This is a genomic window from Serratia sp. BIGb0163, from assembly GCF_024809935.1.
GTDB classification, from domain to species: Bacteria; Pseudomonadota; Gammaproteobacteria; order Enterobacterales; family Enterobacteriaceae; genus Serratia; species Serratia quinivorans.
This window is the reverse complement of sequence record NZ_JANUDZ010000002.1, coordinates 1-16,768: the sequence shown is the minus strand read 5'-3', so window position 1 is coordinate 16,768 and position 16,768 is coordinate 1. Positions and strand designations below refer to the sequence as shown.

Below are 16,768 nucleotides of genomic sequence, written 5' to 3'. Positions count from 1 at the left end.
CGGCCGGGACATGACTCTTTGCGGTTTGTTAATCAGACTAATAATCTCAGGAGAATAACCCCATGGCTCAAAGCGTATTGGATTATTTTATCCAACAGGTGACCTATTCCCCCGAAGCGCTGGCGATCGTCAGTCACAATAAACGCCTCACTTATCGGCAGTTGGATGACGCCAGTAACCAGCTGTGCGGATACCTGCAACAGCAAGGCGTCCGCCCCGGTGACTGCGTGCCGCTCATAGCATTACGTACTGCAGAATTCCCGATCGGTATTCTGGCCATCCTGAAAGCCGGAGCCAGTTATATTCCCATTGATGCCCGATATCCTGAAAAAAGAATTCAGGATATCCTCAGACAAAGCGCATCTAACACAATAATATTGAGCAACTTATCAATCGAACTTGCAATTAAATCCCCTGGCGTACAAGCCTTTGCCATTGATAATATTACCTCGAATGAACCGTTACCCTTTGAATTAATAAAACCGCAGGGTGATGCGACTGCCTATATTATTTTCACCTCCGGCACCACCGGCAATCCCAAAGGGGTCATGATTGCCCATCATTCACTGTTGAATATTGTCCTCTGGCATAACCAAAAGTTCGCCATGAACCACACAAGCCGTTCAACGCTGATAGCCGGTATTGGTTTTGACGTGGCGCAGTGGGAAATTTGGGCAGCATTGACCAGCGGCGGTACGTTGTATTTGCCAGAGGAAGAGACTCGCTTGCAGCCTTCTGCCCTGCTCGACTTCTTCGCGCACCACCAAATCACCCATGCTTTTGTGCCCACAGTGTTGGTGGCTGAAATTGTCAGTGCGCCACAGCCGGAAAACCTGGCGTTGCGCTACCTGTTTACCGCAGGGGAAAAGCTCAACCCGGTCGATCTCAGCGGGGTGAGCTACCCGTTGGTGGATTACTACGGCCCGACAGAAGCCACCATCTTCGCCACCTGGAATTTGGTCAGTTGCGCCACACAACACGCTCCTGCCACTATCGGTCGGCCGGTGGCAGATACCGAGATATTCATTCTCGATGATAATCTGCAACCCGTCAGCGGGCAGCAACCCGGCGAGCTTTACATCAGCGGCAGTTGCCTGGCTCGCGGCTATCTGAATGATTCGCCGCTCACCGCCGAAAAATTTATTACCCCCGCGCATTTTGCCGGAAAACGGCTCTACCGCAGCGGCGATCGGGCGCGCTGGCTGCCGGATCATCGTGTCCAGTTCCTCGGCCGTATCGACGACCAGATCAAGATCCGTGGTAACCGCGTGGAGCTGGGCGAAATAGAAAGCGTCATGGCACAGGTGACCGGCGTGAAGGCCGCCGTTGCTGCCGTTACCCAGCCGCAGGATCCGGCTAACAAACAGATAGTGGCCTTTCTGGCGGCCAACCGGAACGACGCTGGAGTGATCGAACGCGTGAAGCAACATCTGAAAACCACATTGCCATCTTACTTCCTGCCCGCCGAGTACCGGCTGCTGGAACGTCTGCCGATCAACGCCAACGGCAAAACCGATAAGGCTGCGCTGCTGGCCCTTTCCCGCGCGGATCAACCTCCGACAGCAGAAACGCTGACCGGCAGCCGGCAGACCCTTGCCGCTATTTGGTGCCAGCTGTTGGGGACGGAGAATATCCGTGCCGAAGACAATTTTTTCGACATTGGCGGCCATTCACTGCTGGCGGCAAAGTTGGCGACGGCCATCGCCCAGCAAATTGGAGGGAAGGTTTATGTTCGCGATATTTATGAATACCCGACGATAAATCGTCTGGCGCAGGCGCTGGATGAACGCAGCGGCCATGCACTGCCGACGGTGGACAGCGAACCGGTGCGTGCTCTGCAGGACGACGTCTGGTTACCCGCAGACCTCACCATCAATCCGCATTACGACGTATGGCAGATAAGCTCGCCCAGGGCCATTTTGCTCACCGGTGCCACCGGGTTTATCGGTGCGCATCTGCTGGCAGAGCTGCTGACCACCACCCGTGCCGAGTTGTATTGCCTGGTGCGGGAGCGCAGCCGGATATCCCCGCAACAACGACTCGACGAGATCCTGACTCGCTATCAGATTGCTTTATCCTCCGAGCAGCGCGGCCGCATCCATCTGGTCCCCGGCGACGTGGCCGAGCATGATTTCGCCCTGTCACCTGAGCGCTACCGTGAACTCAGCCAGCGGGTCGATATCATTTATCATTCGGCAAGCGCGGTGAACTTTATCCAACCCTATTCTTATATGAAACGCGACAATGTGCAGGGGCTGCGCGAAATCATTCGCTTTGCCGCGCATCAGCGCACCAAACCACTGATGTTGATGTCGACGATTTCGGTCTATAGCTGGGGGCATCTGCACACCGGCAAACGGGTGATGCTGGAAAGTGACGACATCGACCAGAACCTGCCGGCGGTGAGCACCGATATTGGCTACGTCCGCAGCAAATGGGTAATGGAAAAAATTGCCGATCTGGCGGCATCGCAAGGCCTGCCGCTGATGACCTTCCGTCTGGGGTACGCCACCTGCCATAGCCGCACCGGCGTCAGTGCCAGCTATCAATGGTGGGGGCGACTGGTGAAAACCTGTATTGCCAGTGGCACGCGGCCTGCGCTGCAGGATTTACGCGAGGGCCTGACGACGGTGGACTATATGACCCAGGCCATTGCACACGTCAGCCGTAATCCGCTGGCTCTGGGGAAGAAATTCAACCTGATCCACCAGCACCGCAATAACCTGACGCTGCAGGACTTCTTCAGCCTGCTGGAGCGTGAGTTTGGCTACTACTTCCATCCGCTGCCCTTCGATCAATGGCGGGCGCAGTGGGAACACAATGGCGATGCGCCGCTCTACCCGTTGCTCAGCCTGTTCAGGGACAATATGGTGAATGGACAATCGACGGTACAGCTCTACCAAAACACCTACCAGTGGGATTGCAGCAACCTGCAGCATTTCCTGCAGCACAGCGGGATAGAAGAACCACACTTTACCCGGCAGGTGCTACTGAATTATCTGCAGCAGTCTATCGGCGCTCCACAGCCGTCATTGCAGGTATAAGGACCAGGGCGCCCGGAAATGTGAAAGGTGATTATTGAACTGAATAATCCAATGGCCGCTATTGCGGCCATTGCTGATTACTTATGGGTTCGGTTTCGACGGACACCGCCGGCGGCTTCCATGATCGGAGCAGTTTGAGGTTTAATGCGCTTTGCGGCCTGTTTCAACACGGCTATCACTTCTTCACGTGAAGCGCTAATCGGCATCCCTCGGGGCGTCAGGTTGTTAATCTCTTCAGAAGTATAGGTTTTTACAACTGTCAGCCCTTCCCCTTCGGCTTTGTACACTTCCAGCTCATAGGAAGCAGTTTCCGCTACAATCCGACCTGTAGTTTTAATGACCATATCACCCCCTATAATCCCGTCAGCAGGTCATCATTGTCGCTCAAATATTGTGCAGCGCCAACAGACTAGTCTTTGATTCGCATCCAAAATCTTAAAGCTAAATTTGAAAGCGTCAGGGTTATTCAGCGCGGTACCACTCAACTCCCAAGGGATACGCTGGCTTACTGGTTGCCGACGCGTCTGCACTATGCACCATTCCAAATCCTCTGCGGTTAACATTTGCACCCGAATGTTATGTTCACCGGCAGCAAAGATTTCATTGGTTGTTGCTAATACCCTTTGTCCCAGCTCCTGAACATTAAAATCATGCGGCATTATCAGTCCCTTGAATGCTTTTATAAATTAAGGCGTTAGAAATACGGCTTCAATTTTATAACGCACTTTTCATTCTGTCGTCGAGGCATCCACTTCTGGGTTTAGAGTCTGAGGCACGCGCCGCAGTTTTGCCCCGTTTTAAGGCAGCGTCCGGTTGGGTTGCACCCAAAGCGGGCCGTCTCCTGCCACAACCTGGCGTTTTCGCGCCATTATCGCCCCTTTATCACCTTGGCACATTTTATGCTGGATCCGTCTACAGCCTGCAATGTCGACGAGGTGACGATGCTAAATATCGATCTGTCCGCTTCACCGTTTTTTGATGAGATGCTTCTGGCTGAGGGTAAACACCGGGGTCATTACGAAGCTTACTGCCATTGGCTGCAACAGGCCGATCACAAGGCCATTCAGCGTAAAAGGGAAGAGGCTGCACTGCTGTTCCATCGGGTGGGAATTACCTTTAACGTTTATGGTGAGGATGATGGTGCCGAACGGCTAATCCCGTTCGACAGCGTGCCGCGCATCATTCCCGCCGGCGAATGGGCGATGCTCGATCGCGGCATCCGCCAGCGCGTCCAGGCGCTGAACGCCTTTCTGCACGATATTTACCATCAACAACATATTCTGAAGGCCGGGATCATTCCGGCGGAACAGGTGCTGGCCAACGATCAATATCAACCCTGCATGCAAGGGGTCGATTTGCACCGCAATATTTACGCGCACATTGTCGGCGTGGATATGGTGCGCGGCGGCGACGGCCAGTATTACGTGCTGGAAGACAACCTGCGTACCCCGTCCGGCGTGTCCTACATGCTGGAAAACCGCAAAATGATGATGCGCCTGTACCCGGAACTGTTCGCCCAGCAGCGTATTGCACCGGTGGAACGCTACCCGTCGCACCTGCTGCAAACCCTGCGTGAAAGCTCGCCGATTAACGATCCGACCGTGGTGGTGCTGACGCCGGGCCGCTTTAACAGCGCCTATTTCGAACACAGTTTCCTGGCGCAGCAAATGGGGGTTGAACTGGTGGAAAGCGCCGATCTGTTCGTCAAGGACGGCGCGGTGTTTATGCGCACCACCGCCGGGCCTTGCAAGGTGGACGTGATCTATCGGCGGGTAGACGATGCCTTCCTCGATCCGCTGGCGTTCCGCCCGGACTCGATGCTCGGCGTGCCGGGGCTGCTGTCGGTATATCGCACCGGTAACGTGGTGCTGGCCAACGCCATTGGCACCGGCGTGGCCGACGACAAGTCGATCTATCCTTATGTGCCGGAGATGGTGCGCTTCTATCTGCAGGAGGAGCCGATCCTCAACAATGTGCCGACCTGGCAATGCCGTCACAAAAATGAGCTGTCGTATGTGCTGGCGAACCTGGAACAGATGGTGGTGAAAGAGGTTCACGGTGCCGGTGGCTACGGCATGCTGATCGGCCCGGCGGCGAGCAAAGACGAAATCGCCCACTTCCGCACCCTGCTGCTGGCCAAACCGCACAACTATATTGCGCAAAACACGCTGGCACTGTCGACCTGCCCGACCTTCGTCAACGACGGCCTCGCGCCGCGGCATATCGATCTGCGGCCGTTTGCCCTCAGCGGTGCGGAAATTCGCCTGGTGCCCGGTGGCCTGACGCGCGTAGCGCTGGCGCAAGGCTCGCTGGTGGTCAACTCGTCGCAAGGCGGGGGAACCAAGGATACCTGGGTGTTGGAGGACGACGCATGCTGAGCCGAACTGCCAGTGAACTCTATTGGATGGCCCGCTATCTGGAGCGGGCAGAAAGCATCGCCCGGGTACTCGACGTCACCAACAAGCTGTCGATGATGCCGATCCGCGACAGCGAAGATCAGGATCTGCAGGTGCCGCTCAATCTGACCAGCACCGGGGAGCTGTATGCCGCAGCCTATCCCGACCTGACCATGGCCAATCTGGTCAGTTTTTTTGCCCTCGACAGCCGCAACCACAGCAGCATTTACAGCTGTTTGCAGATGGGCTGGAACAACGCTCACGCGGTACGCGGCAGCCTGTCTTCCGAGGTTTGGGAGTGCATTAACTCCACCTGGATCGAGATGAAGCTGATCCGCCGTCAGGGCATTGGCTCGGTGGGCGCCGATGCTTTCTTCGACTGGGTAAAAGAACGTTCTCACCTGTTTCGCGGCGCCATGTTCGGCACCCTGCTGCGCAGCGACGCCATGTGCTTTATTCGCCTCGGCACCCTGCTGGAACGGGCCGACAGCACCGCCCGCCTGCTGGGGGTGAAAAACGCGCTGATGGACAGCGACGGCGACCCGGTCCGCGAGTATTACCGCATGGATACGCTGCTGCGGGCGGTCAGCGCCCGCGAAGCCTATCACAGTATCTACAAACAGCAGCTCAGCCGCGACACCATCGCCGAACTGATGATCCTGCGTAATGAGATCCCACGCTCCCTACTGGCCTGCGTCGGCGATATGGTGCAGCAACTGGAGCAGATTGGTGGCAACAGCGCCAATCAACCGCGCCGGCTGGCACATACGCTGCACGCCGAACTGCGCTTCAGCAGCATGAAGGATCTGAACCGGGTCGGGCTGAACGACTGGCTGGACGCGTTTCTTGGGCAAATTGGCGGCATCGCGGAAAGCATCCATCACACCTATCTGGAGGCACAATGAAACTCAACATTGAGCACAATACCCATTATACCTACGCCCAGCAGGTGCAGCGCAGCACCCAGTATCTGCGCCTGACGCCACAGAATTCCCGGCACCAGCGCGTTATCTCCTGGCAACTGACGCTGCCGGAAGATGCGGTGTGCACCACCGATGCTTTCGGTAACGTACTGCACGTGCTGACGCTGGATCACCCGCATCAGGCGATCACCATTCAGGCCCACGGCGTGGTGGAGATTGAAGACGGCGTAGAGGATCAGGTGATGGGGCATCTGTCACCGCTGGTATTCCTGCGCCACAGCCCCTTGACCCAGCCCGACAGTGCGATCCAGGCCTTTGCCCTGCGCTATTATCAACCGCAAGCGGTGCTTGCCGGGCTGGAGAACCTGATGGGCGAACTGCTGCTGAAAATGCCTTACAGCCCAGGCTCCACCAGCGTTACCGACAGCGCGGCCCAGGCGTTCGCCACCGGTACCGGCGTCTGTCAGGATCACACCCACGTATTTCTGGCCTGCTGCCGTAGCCTGAATATTCCGGCGCGCTATGTCAGCGGTTATCTTTACAGCGAAGACTCGACGCACGTCGCCACCCACGCCTGGGCGGAAGCCTGGGTCGACGAACGCTGGCACAGTTTTGACGTTACCAACAACACCCGTCTGCCGAACCAGCACCTTAAGCTGGCGGTAGGCATCGACTATCTGGACGCCTGCCCGGTGCGCGGCATGCGGCTGGGCGGCGGCTGCGAGAATATGCAGACTATCGCCGAAGTGCAGATGATGCCCAGCGGGCAATAGCCTGTTGCCGAAAGTGAAGGTTTACGGCACGCTGGCGTTTGGCGGCGTGCCAGTCTTGATTTGAGGAATTGTGGAATGACCTATTGTGTGGCCATGCGCTTGTCATCCGGGCTGGTCTTTGCTTCAGATTCGCGTACCAATGCCGGAGTGGACCATATTTCCACCTTCCGCAAGCTGCACGTGTTCCAGCAGGACGGCGAACGTTTGCTGGTGCTGCAAAGCGCCGGCAATCTGGCGACCACCCAGAGCATCATCAGCCTGCTGCAGCGCCGCTGCAAAGACGCCGAAAGCCCCAATCTGCTGAATGCCCCCAGTCTGTACGAAGCCGCCACGCTGGTGGGCGAAACGGTGCGGGAAGTGATCCAACGCGACAGCGAAGCCCAGCAGAGCGGCAGCACCACCGATTTTAGCTGCAGCCTGTTGCTCGGCGGCCAGATCCATGGCGAAGAGATGCGGCTGTTTCATATCTATCCGCAGGGTAACTTTATCGAAGCCACCCGCGATACGCCCTATTTCCAGATTGGCGAAAGCAAATACGGCAAACCAATTATTGATCGGGTGCTGAACTACGATACCCCGCTGGAACAAGCGATGCAGTGCGCGCTAATCTCCCTCGATTCTACGCTACGCAGTAACCTGTCGGTCGGCCTGCCGCTCGACGTGATGATTTATCCGCGCGACAGTTTCAGCAGCGCACAACAATACCGTATTACCGAAGATCATCCGCATTTCAACGCCATCCGCAAAGGCTGGGGCGAAGGACTGGTCAGCATTTTCAAACAGTTGCCGCCGCTGCAGCTGTAGGTGCTGTGAGGGCTCGGCATGCAGACCCCCTACGCATGCTGAGCCCGACGATGCAGAAAATTATTCGATCGCGCTGGCACGCAGCAGGGCTTCCAGCGGATAAACCGCCGCAATCACCACTTCGTCACGTATTTGCGCCGCCGTATCCAGCTGTTGCTGTATTTGCCCGGCTTCGGCTTTGCTCAAGGGTTTGTTCTGCTGATAACGTTCCAGCAGCATCAGCCCCAGTGCCGACAGCGCGCCGACATCCTGCGCTACCGGAGCCAGATCCTGCATCACCCGGTTACCGGCAATCACCGTTTTCACCGGCGCGGTATTCAACTGCCAGCGTTGCAAACGTTCGCGCAGCGCCTGTGCCGCCGCACTGTTATTGCGATCTTTCACCAGGGCCACGACCTGCAGCCCCATCTCGCGCACTGCGTTGCTTTCCGCCGGCAGAGCGTCGGCAAAGCGGTTCAGCGGTTCGAACTGATGATAATTACCGGCTTTGAATTTCAGATGCTGACGGGTGTAGTACTGGCCCGGCTCGACCGCCTCGGCCAGGGTTTGCAGCGGTGCAATCTGCACGCTGTTCGCCAGCCGGGTGAATTCACGGGCGGTCTCAGCATGCTGCTGCAAGCCCACCGAAACTACCGACCAGGCGTCAACTGCCGCCAGCCGCCGGTACATGTTGTTTTCATCGGTTACGTCCTGCGCCGACCATAAGCGCTCCGCCACCGCGAACCCGCGCGGCCACAGCTTGAGATCGAGGATCGGTGCCCTGATGTTTTCCGCCCACAGCGCCGCCTCGCCGCCAAGAATATTGGCCTGCTGCTTCGCGTCCGGTACCACCGGCATCTTGCCCGCCGGGATCGCCGTCAGCTTGCCGCCGCTGGTCGGGTAACGCACGTTGCCAACCAGCGTATACCCACTGAGCTTATCCTGTTGCAGCGTGAACACCGGACGCGTCTCGCCCATCCAGGTATCGACGCGGAAGCTCACCTGCTGCGGCGAACGCCAGACGATATCCTGCAACGCACGGCGAGATTTGCCGTTGAAGTCGATAAAACCACGCCAGCCTTGTTTGCCTTCAATCAGGGTAAAACTGCCCTCCACCGCGCTGCCCTTCAGTCGCGGCATGCTGAACTGCCAGCTCTGCGCCTTTTCATCGGGTTGCACCTCGGTGGCGACGCCCAGCGGCTGCGGCAGGATCTCGTTGCGATAGTGATAGGCGCTGCTCTGCGGTTGATCGAGGTAGAAGCCGGTGGACAGAATGCCCTGATAGCCGTCCTGCGCGCTGGCCCCCAGTGAGCCCTGACCCTGCCAGGATTGGATCACAATGCTGCGTGGTAGCGACGGGTGATAAATCTCATCCCAGCCGACCATCTGCCGTTGGTGCTGTTCGAGGATTTTTTCCAGCTTCTGGTTGAAGTAGGCCTGCAATGCATGGGTGTCCGCCAACTGATGTTGCTGCATAAAGGCCTGAATGGTTTTCGATTGCTTCCATTGGCTGGCATCCACCTCGTCACCGCCGATATGCAAGTAAGGATCGGGAAAGATCGCCGCCAGTTCGCCAATAATAGCGTCTACAAATTGATAAACTTCTTCACGGGTCGGATCGAGCGTTGGCTTATGGACACCCCACTTGCGCTCCATCTGATACGGCCCCGGCGCGCTCATCAATTCCGGGTAAGCCACGGCGATGCTGGAAGCATGGCCCGGCAGATCGATTTCCGGTACCACCCGGATGCCGCGCGCGGTGGCATAGGCCACCACCTGTTGCATCTGTTCGCGAGTATAAAACTGGCCGTCACTGGCCTGCTGTTGCAGCTTGGGATAATGCTCAGAAGCAAAGCGCCAGCCCTGATCGTCGGTCAGGTGCCAGTGAAACACGTTGAGCTTGGCTGCTGCCATGCCGTCGAGCTGGCGCAAAATATCCGCCAGCGGCAGGAAATGACGCGCCGAATCCAGCAGCACGCCGCGCCACGGGAAACGCGGTACGTCAGTGATACTCACCAGCGGCAGGAAGGTGTTCTGGCCGTCGGTCTGCACCAGTTGCAGCAGGGTTTCCATGCCACGCAGCGCACCGAAACGGGTATTGGCGGTCAGGGTGACGCCATCTTGCATCACCAGCAGTTTATAGCTCTCGTCGCTGCCCGGCAGCGGCTGTGCCGCCACCTTGTCTTTGATGTTCACGTTAATCACCACGCCTGCGGCTTTTGCCGCCTGCGGTGCCAACGTCCAACCGGTTTGCAGTTCAATACGTTGCCGCCAGCGCTGCAGCGCATCACCCAAATCGTCACCCTGCAGGTTAATCGACAAACGGTGATCCAGCACCAGCCTGTCCGCCGGTTGGGTCAGTTCCACCTGCTGCGGCCAGGGCATCAGCGGCAAATCGCCGGCCGGCTGCGCCAATGCACCCAGGGAACACAATAACGATGAAGCCAGTAGCGTATAACGCAGAGATCTGTGCATCAGAAATTCCTCAGAGGAAAAAAATCAATAAAAACAGCGAAGCTATAAATAAAGACTGAGCACAGTACAGATGTCCAACGGCGAGGGTGAAAAGCCGGGTTGGATCACAGATGCCCCTCTTCCAGACGAAAGAGGGGCGCGGGAATCACTGCCAGCCGTAACGGCGCACAAACCAGCCTTTCACACACTGGGTCAGCACCATATAACCGGTCAGGATCAGCACCAGCCATGGGAAGTAGCCTAGCGGTAGCGCCTGCAGCTGCAGGAAACTGGCCAGCGGCGAGAAGGTCAGGCCGATACCGGTGGCGATCACCACCAGGGTCATGATGCACAGCGGCCACGAAGGACGACTCTGGATAAACGGAATTTTGCGCGTGCGGATCATATGCACAATCAGCGTTTGCGACAGCAGCCCTTCAACGAACCAGCCGGACTGGAACAACGTCTGCATTTCCGGCGTATTCGCTTTAAACACCCACCACATCAGGCTAAAGGTCAGCACGTCAAAGATCGAACTGATCGGCCCAAAGAACACCATAAAGCGCCCAATATCGCCGGAGTTCCAGCGCTGTGGCTGGGTGATCTGATCGTCATCGACGTTGTCGAACGGAATAGCGACCTGCGAAATGTCATACATCAGGTTCTGGATCAGCAGGTGCAGCGGCAACATCGGCAGGAACGGCAAAAAGGCGCTGGCGATCAGCACGCTGAAAACGTTACCGAAGTTAGAGCTGGCGGTCATTTTGATGTACTTGAGCATATTGGCGAAGGTGCGACGCCCCTCAATCACCCCCTGCTCCAGCACCATCAGGCTTTTTTCCAGCAGGATAATATCTGCGGCTTCCTTGGCAATATCCACCGCAGAGTCGACTGAAATCCCGATATCCGCCGCACGCAGCGCCGGGGCATCGTTAATCCCGTCGCCCATAAAACCGACCACATGGCCCTGTTGGCGCAGCAGCTTGACGATACGTTCCTTATGCAACGGCGTCAGCTTGGCGAACACCGTGGTACGCGCCGCCGCCTGCGCCAACTGCTGGTCGTCCATCTGTTCGATTTCACTGCCGCGCAGCACGTGATCCGCCGCCAGCCCAACGTCTTTACACACCTTGGCCGCCACCAGCTCGTTGTCGCCGGTGAGGATCTTCACCGTTACGCCGCTGTTTTTCAGCGCCGCCAGCGCCGGTGCGGTGCTCTCTTTTGGCGGATCGAGGAAGGCCACATAACCTTCGAGGATCAGATCCGATTCGTCGGCCACGCCGTATTCATAAGCCTGCGCCGGCAGGATCTTGTTGGCTACCGCCACCACCCGCAGCCCCTGCTGGTTAAGATCGTCGGTAACGCGCCGAATGCGTGCCAACAACGCCTCGGTCAGCGGGATCACTTGATCTTCCTGCCGCACATGGCTGCAAATCGCCAGCATCTCTTCCAGCGCGCCCTTACAGATCAGCTCGTGGTATTGCGCGTCTTTGGCCACCACCACCGACATCCGGCGGCGTTCAAAATCAAACGGGATCTCATCCACCTTGTGGTAATGCTGCAACGCATCCGGCTGTTGGTTTTGTTCCGCACAGCTCAGCACCGCCACATCGAGCAGGTTTTTCAGCCCGGTCTGGTAGAAGCTGTTCAGCCAGGCGTAATGCAGTACCCGGTCGCTGGCGACGCCGAACACGTCGGTATGGCGCTCCAGCACGATTTTATCCTGGGTCAGGGTGCCGGTTTTATCGGTGCACAGAATATCCATGGCGCCAAAGTTCTGAATGGCGTCCAGGCGTTTGACGATCACTTTCTGTTTGGACAGCTTCACCGCCCCTCTGGCCAGGGTAGAAGTGACAATCATCGGCAGCATTTCCGGGGTCAGCCCCACCGCCACCGACAGCGCGAACAACGCCGCTTCCCACCAGTCGCCCTTGGTGTAGCCGTTGATCAGCAGCACAATCGGCGTCATCACCAACATAAAACGGATCAACAACCAACTGACTTTACTGATCCCACTCTGGAAGGCATTGGGTTGCTGATCCTGACCGATCACGCGCTGCGCCAGTTGACCGAAGTAAGTGTCGCCACCGGTACCGATCACCATCGCCAGCGCGGTGCCACTCACCACGTTGGTACCCATAAAGCACAGGTTTTGGCATTCCAGCGGATCTTCCGCCTGACCGCGCAGATCGGCGACTTTCTCCACCGGCAAGGACTCACCGGTCAGCGCCGCCTGGCTGATAAACAGATCCTTTGCCGACAGCACGCGCAGATCCGCCGGGATCATGTCGCCCGCCGCCAGTTTGATGATGTCGCCCGGCACCAGTTGCGAGATCGGCAGTTCCAGGTGTTCGCTTTTACCGGTCAATGCGTCACTACGAATTACTGTAGCGGTATTGCTGACCATGGCTTTCAGCGCATCCGCCGCCTTGTTGGAGCGCGCTTCCTGAATGAAATTCAGCAGCGTGGAGATCACCACCATCAGGGCGATCACCAGTGCCCCGGTCAGATCCTCGGTGGCATAAGAGATCATGCCAAGCGCGGTCAGCAACAGGTTGAACGGGTTGCGATAGCAGTGCCACAGGTGCTGCCACCAGGCCTCTTGCTGCTGATCGTCAATAACGTTCTCACCGCAGCGTTCGCGCACCCGCTCCGCCTCATGGGCGGTTATGCCTTCCGGATGACTTTGAAAGCGCAGATAAAGCTCGGTGGTGTTCGCGGCAGCGCATTCCAGCCGCTGCTGCGCCAGACCGGCGGGCAACCCCTGCGCTTTGCCGCCAAGGCCGTCCAACAGGCTGTCACGGTGCACCAAACGGCGCGGTAAATTACGGCTGAGCAGACCCAGCAGCTGACGGGGGATATTTTTTAGTTTCATTTTTTTGCACCTCGTCGCCCATTGCCTCACGGCAGCGGGTGAACGCGGGATCGCCCCCGGCCAGGCTTTCGGACACGCCAAAAAGCCTCTGCCGGGGCAGATCCTTGTCTTTTTTTATAGCAGCAGGAGCGAACGACGGGCGCGCGCTACCGGTTACCGTTTATTACTTCACCGGTAAAACAGCAGCGCAAAGCGGGCAGGTTTTACCGGGGAGCCGAGTCAGGGTCTAACGGGGTCGGATCGGGATCCATAGGGTTGATAACCTCCGGTAAATGAAAAGATCGAACGACAAGAGCGGCCGTTCAGCGCAGTACGTAAATCCCTGCATTAGCCTATAGCTTTCAAGTTGCAGCTAGGCGACCAGCTTGCTCATCCCCAGGCGCTTACTTAAGTAAGTAACTGGGGTGAGCAAGTGCAGGTAACAACGCTGCAACTTGAAAGATGACGGATATGGCGCCAAGATCCGTTGCGGAAAATAGGCTATGCTGACGGGCATTCAGCGTAGGCCGCCAGTTTACGCCTTTTAACCTCAATGAAAATTAAACCATGCAAAACCGGCTGACCATCAAGGACATCGCACGCCTGAGCGGCGTAGGTAAATCCACCGTATCACGCGTGTTGAACAACGAAGGCAGCGTGAGCCCGCAGACCCGCGAACGGGTGGAAGCGGTGATCCGTCAGCAGGGGTTCACCCCGTCCAAGTCTGCTCGCGCCATGCGCGGCCAGAGCGACAAAGTGGTCGGCATTATCGTTTCCCGTCTCGACTCTCCGTCTGAAAACCAGGCGGTACGCACCATGTTGCCACTGCTGTATCAGCACGGCTTCGACCCGATCGTGATGGAAAGCCAGTTCGAGACCCGTCTGGTGGAAGAGCATTTGCACGTTCTGCAACAGCGTAATGTCGACGGAGTGATCCTGTTCGGTTTCACCGGCCTGACGGCGGCCATGCTCAGCCCATGGCAGGATAAAATGGTGGTGCTGGCACGCGAATACGAGGGGTTTTCTTCGGTTTGCTACGACGACGACGGTGCCGTGCGGCTGCTGATGGAACGCCTGCAGCAACAGGGCCACCGGCATATCGGCTACCTGGGGGTGCAACTGTCGGATGCCACCACCGGTATGCGCCGCCATCAGGCCTATCTCGACGCCTGCCGGCAACAGCAGATTACCCCAAGCGTGGCGCTGGGCGAACTGAGCTATCAGAGCGGCTTCCAACTGGCTGCCTCGGTCATCGATGCCCAGACTACCGCCCTGGTGTGCGCCTCCGACACTATCGCCCTTGGTGCGATCAAATACCTGCAACAGCAACATATTGCCCCGCTGCAAGTGTGCGGCATCGGCAACACGCCGCTGCTAAACTTCCTGTTCCCCGAGACGTTTTCGGTTGATCTGGGCTACGGCACGGCCGGGCTGCAGGCCGCGCAACAGCTGCTGGGCCAGCTCAGCGGCGAACAGGGCATCCGCCAGATCATCGTACCCAGCCAACTCGCCTAACGGCGGTTAGTTGTTTATCCGCATACATTCCCCAGTCTGAAATCTCCTGTTGATGCTCACACCCAGTGAGCGTCAATTCATCGCTATTTTTGTGCCCGCCACCACACAACAACCACTAATCGACCTTCCTCACCCAGCCAAGTAAATTACTGTTTATACACACAGTGCTATCTGTGTGTTTTAGCGGTTTTTCAGCACACGGAATGTGTACCTCCCCAGACCTGCCATTCAGGAGCAACGGAGGGTACCGGACGCTGTTAACCATCAGGAAACAGAGAGTCGAAAAGGAAGATAATCATGGCTGAAGAAAAGAAAAATGCTCAGGTGGCTAACGGCGTTAATGACGATGTGACTGAGCTGAAATCACTGACCACCCTGCGTAAACGTGTCGTCAGTGACGGTGAAATTGTGTCTAAAGCAGCAAACGGTTTTCGCCTGGCAAACGGCAATACCGGCGTGATGCTACGTAACGACGGTAAGGATTTTTACGCCCTGACTACACCCAACGGTCAGGCGCAGGACGGGCAGTGGAACACCCTACGCCCCTTCTCCTTTAACCTCTCAACTGGCCGCGTGTCGCTGCGTAACGGCGTGGATATTTCCGGCGGCGCGATGGTGTCACACAATGCAGGCATCTCTACGGCAACCACCGGCCCAGCGCAGCTTATCAACGGGCAAATCTATAATTCCGCGCCGGTGCATAGCGATTTCACCAGCGGCAACGTAACCACGACCATGGTGATGGGAACTCGGATTATTGCTGACAAGGATAATTTTGGATTGATTTCTTACCGCGACTGGCAGGGAAACTGGAATGAGCTCCAGGTCAGGACCAACGCCGAGCTTTCAGTGGGGCAATTAATCAAACGCAATGCCGATGGTTGGATTTGGGCTGCTGGCAATAAAAACGTTAACAATAATGCCGACCGCATTACCAACGGCCTGCATATACAGGGAGCAGGAGATCTGTCCGCCGACCTATACCACTATGAACGTATCGGCAAGCACCACCTACTGGCGCTGCACGTTGCCAACGGTGGCGGCGACGGCTGGTATGAATTCCGGGACAAAGGCAATGCCTACACCAATGGCACCTGGAACAGCAGCTCCGATGCCCGAATGAAAACCGACATCGAGAAAATTGACGGTGCGCTGGAGAAGCTGGGGAAAATTGGCGGTTATACCTACCTGAAACAGGGCGTTCCGGAAGCCGGGGTCATTGCCCAGGAAGTAGAGAGCGTATTACCTCAATCCGTCACCACCACCGAACTGAAATTAAATGACGGCAGCGTTCTGAAAGACGCCCGCGGAATTAATATCAACGGCGTGGTCGCCCTTCTGGTCGAGGCGTTAAAGGAAGAACGTGAGGCCCGGCTTGCGCTGGAATTACGACTAGCGGCATTGGAATAGATAAGAATAATATTTAACTTATATTATCCGAAGGCAAACCAGAATCTAAATAAGTTAATAAAAGGATTTATATGGGAAACTCCAGTAATAATAACGGCACCCCACCTGAGACAGGTCAGGTATGGGACGGGGCACAGTGGGGATGGCCAACTTCAGGTAGTTGGAACGGTGACATACTAACAGTAAACCCTAATAATAATGGTAATTCCAACCATACAGGAGGTACAGGCATTGGATTTCCAAATACCCCAACAAATAACCCGTGGACAGGTATTCTTGGTGGTAACTCTTGGGACATGCTTGATGCATATCAACAAATATGGCAAGAACAGCAGGAAATATTAAAACAGGAAAAAGAGGAGCAGATACGGAAAACCGAGGAAGCTCGCAGGGCCGAGGAAACTCGTAAGGCCGAAGAAGTCCGTAAGGCCGAGGAAGCCCGTAAGGCCGAAGAAGCCCGCAAGGCCGAAGAAGCCCGCAAGGCCGAAGAAGCCCGCAAGGCTGAAGAAGCCCGCAAGGCCGAAGAAGCCCGCAAGGCCGAAGAAGCCCGCAAGGCCGAAGAAGCCCGCAAGGCCGAAGAAGCCCGCAAGGCCGAAGAAGCCCGCAAGGCCGAAGA

General features: G+C 56.9%; 12 protein-coding genes. 8 read left to right on the top strand and 4 right to left on the bottom strand.

Annotated elements, in window-relative coordinates; genetic code table 11:
* Positions 1 to 62: 62 nt before the first annotated feature.
* The gene (locus M2406_RS10915) at positions 63 to 3,044 is read left to right on the top strand and encodes an amino acid adenylation domain-containing protein (RefSeq protein WP_259189982.1); all 2,982 of its coding nucleotides are present in this window, start codon (positions 63 to 65) and stop codon (positions 3,042 to 3,044) included.
* Positions 3,045 to 3,121: 77 nt separating this feature from the next.
* Here the strand turns inward: M2406_RS10915 and M2406_RS10910 are convergent, their stop codons facing one another.
* Both M2406_RS10910 and M2406_RS10905 read right to left on the bottom strand, forming a co-directional pair.
* Positions 3,122 to 3,388 carry a hypothetical protein gene (locus tag M2406_RS10910; RefSeq protein WP_112363034.1) on the bottom strand — a complete coding sequence of 89 codons (267 nt, stop codon included), beginning with the start codon at positions 3,386 to 3,388 and terminating at the stop codon, positions 3,122 to 3,124.
* Between the two features lie 30 nt (positions 3,389 to 3,418).
* Positions 3,419 to 3,703 carry a hypothetical protein gene (locus M2406_RS10905; RefSeq protein WP_259189981.1) on the bottom strand — a complete coding sequence of 95 codons (285 nt, stop codon included), beginning with the start codon at positions 3,701 to 3,703 and terminating at the stop codon, positions 3,419 to 3,421.
* 282 nt (positions 3,704 to 3,985) lie between these two features.
* On the opposite strand from M2406_RS10905, the gene M2406_RS10900 reads away from it, so the two are divergent.
* The 4 genes from M2406_RS10900 (at position 3,986) to M2406_RS10885 (ending at position 7,940) form a co-directional block, all read left to right on the top strand.
* Positions 3,986 to 5,422, top strand: a complete 1,437-nt coding sequence (locus tag M2406_RS10900) for a circularly permuted type 2 ATP-grasp protein (protein WP_026142171.1) — start codon at positions 3,986 to 3,988, stop codon at positions 5,420 to 5,422.
* Entirely contained in the window at positions 5,416 to 6,345 is a 930-nt protein-coding gene (locus tag M2406_RS10895) for an alpha-E domain-containing protein (RefSeq protein WP_012004997.1), read from the top strand. The genes M2406_RS10900 and M2406_RS10895 overlap by 7 nt, the downstream gene beginning before the upstream one ends.
* On the top strand, positions 6,342 to 7,136 hold the full coding sequence (locus M2406_RS10890; protein WP_012004996.1) for a transglutaminase family protein: 795 nt from the start codon (positions 6,342 to 6,344) through the stop codon (positions 7,134 to 7,136). Before M2406_RS10895 ends, M2406_RS10890 begins: the two co-directional genes overlap by 4 nt.
* 75 nt (positions 7,137 to 7,211) lie before the next feature.
* Positions 7,212 to 7,940, top strand: coding sequence for a proteasome-type protease (locus M2406_RS10885; protein ID WP_017891413.1), 729 nt, complete (start codon positions 7,212 to 7,214; stop codon positions 7,938 to 7,940).
* Between the two features lie 60 nt (positions 7,941 to 8,000).
* Here M2406_RS10885 and M2406_RS10880 read toward each other — a convergent pair whose 3' ends face one another.
* Positions 8,001 to 10,394 (bottom strand): beta-N-acetylhexosaminidase, encoded by a 2,394-nt coding sequence (locus M2406_RS10880; RefSeq protein ID WP_259189978.1) that lies wholly within the window; start codon positions 10,392 to 10,394, stop codon positions 8,001 to 8,003.
* Between the two features lie 145 nt (positions 10,395 to 10,539).
* On the bottom strand, positions 10,540 to 13,248 hold the full coding sequence (gene mgtA, locus M2406_RS10875; protein ID WP_012004993.1) for a magnesium-translocating P-type ATPase: 2,709 nt from the start codon (positions 13,246 to 13,248) through the stop codon (positions 10,540 to 10,542).
* 546 nt (positions 13,249 to 13,794) lie between these two features.
* On the opposite strand from mgtA, the gene treR reads away from it, so the two are divergent.
* The 3 genes from treR to M2406_RS10860 all read left to right on the top strand — a co-directional run.
* Positions 13,795 to 14,742 carry a trehalose operon repressor TreR gene (gene treR / locus M2406_RS10870; protein WP_012004992.1) on the top strand — a complete coding sequence of 316 codons (948 nt, stop codon included), beginning with the start codon at positions 13,795 to 13,797 and terminating at the stop codon, positions 14,740 to 14,742.
* A 297-nt stretch (positions 14,743 to 15,039) separates the two neighbouring features.
* Entirely contained in the window at positions 15,040 to 16,152 is a 1,113-nt protein-coding gene (locus tag M2406_RS10865; protein WP_259189977.1) for a tail fiber domain-containing protein, read from the top strand.
* Between the two features lie 296 nt (positions 16,153 to 16,448).
* Positions 16,449 to 16,768: hypothetical protein (locus M2406_RS10860; RefSeq protein WP_259189975.1), on the top strand; the 320-nt coding region annotated here is incomplete at its 3' end.

Coding starts and splice junctions, on each gene's coding strand:
- M2406_RS10885 (WP_017891413.1), top strand. CDS start 7,212: ATGACCTATTGTGTGGCCATGCGCTTGTCATCCGGGCTGGTCTTTGCT.
- M2406_RS10910 (WP_112363034.1), bottom strand. CDS start 3,388: ATGGTCATTAAAACTACAGGTCGGATTGTAGCGGAAACTGCTTCCTAT.
- M2406_RS10880 (WP_259189978.1), bottom strand. CDS start 10,394: ATGCACAGATCTCTGCGTTATACGCTACTGGCTTCATCGTTATTGTGT.
- mgtA (WP_012004993.1), bottom strand. CDS start 13,248: ATGAAACTAAAAAATATCCCCCGTCAGCTGCTGGGTCTGCTCAGCCGT.
- treR (WP_012004992.1), top strand. CDS start 13,795: ATGCAAAACCGGCTGACCATCAAGGACATCGCACGCCTGAGCGGCGTA.
- M2406_RS10895 (WP_012004997.1), top strand. CDS start 5,416: ATGCTGAGCCGAACTGCCAGTGAACTCTATTGGATGGCCCGCTATCTG.
- M2406_RS10890 (WP_012004996.1), top strand. CDS start 6,342: ATGAAACTCAACATTGAGCACAATACCCATTATACCTACGCCCAGCAG.
- M2406_RS10905 (WP_259189981.1), bottom strand. CDS start 3,703: ATGCCGCATGATTTTAATGTTCAGGAGCTGGGACAAAGGGTATTAGCA.
- M2406_RS10900 (WP_026142171.1), top strand. CDS start 3,986: ATGCTAAATATCGATCTGTCCGCTTCACCGTTTTTTGATGAGATGCTT.
- M2406_RS10915 (WP_259189982.1), top strand. CDS start 63: ATGGCTCAAAGCGTATTGGATTATTTTATCCAACAGGTGACCTATTCC.
- M2406_RS10865 (WP_259189977.1), top strand. CDS start 15,040: ATGGCTGAAGAAAAGAAAAATGCTCAGGTGGCTAACGGCGTTAATGAC.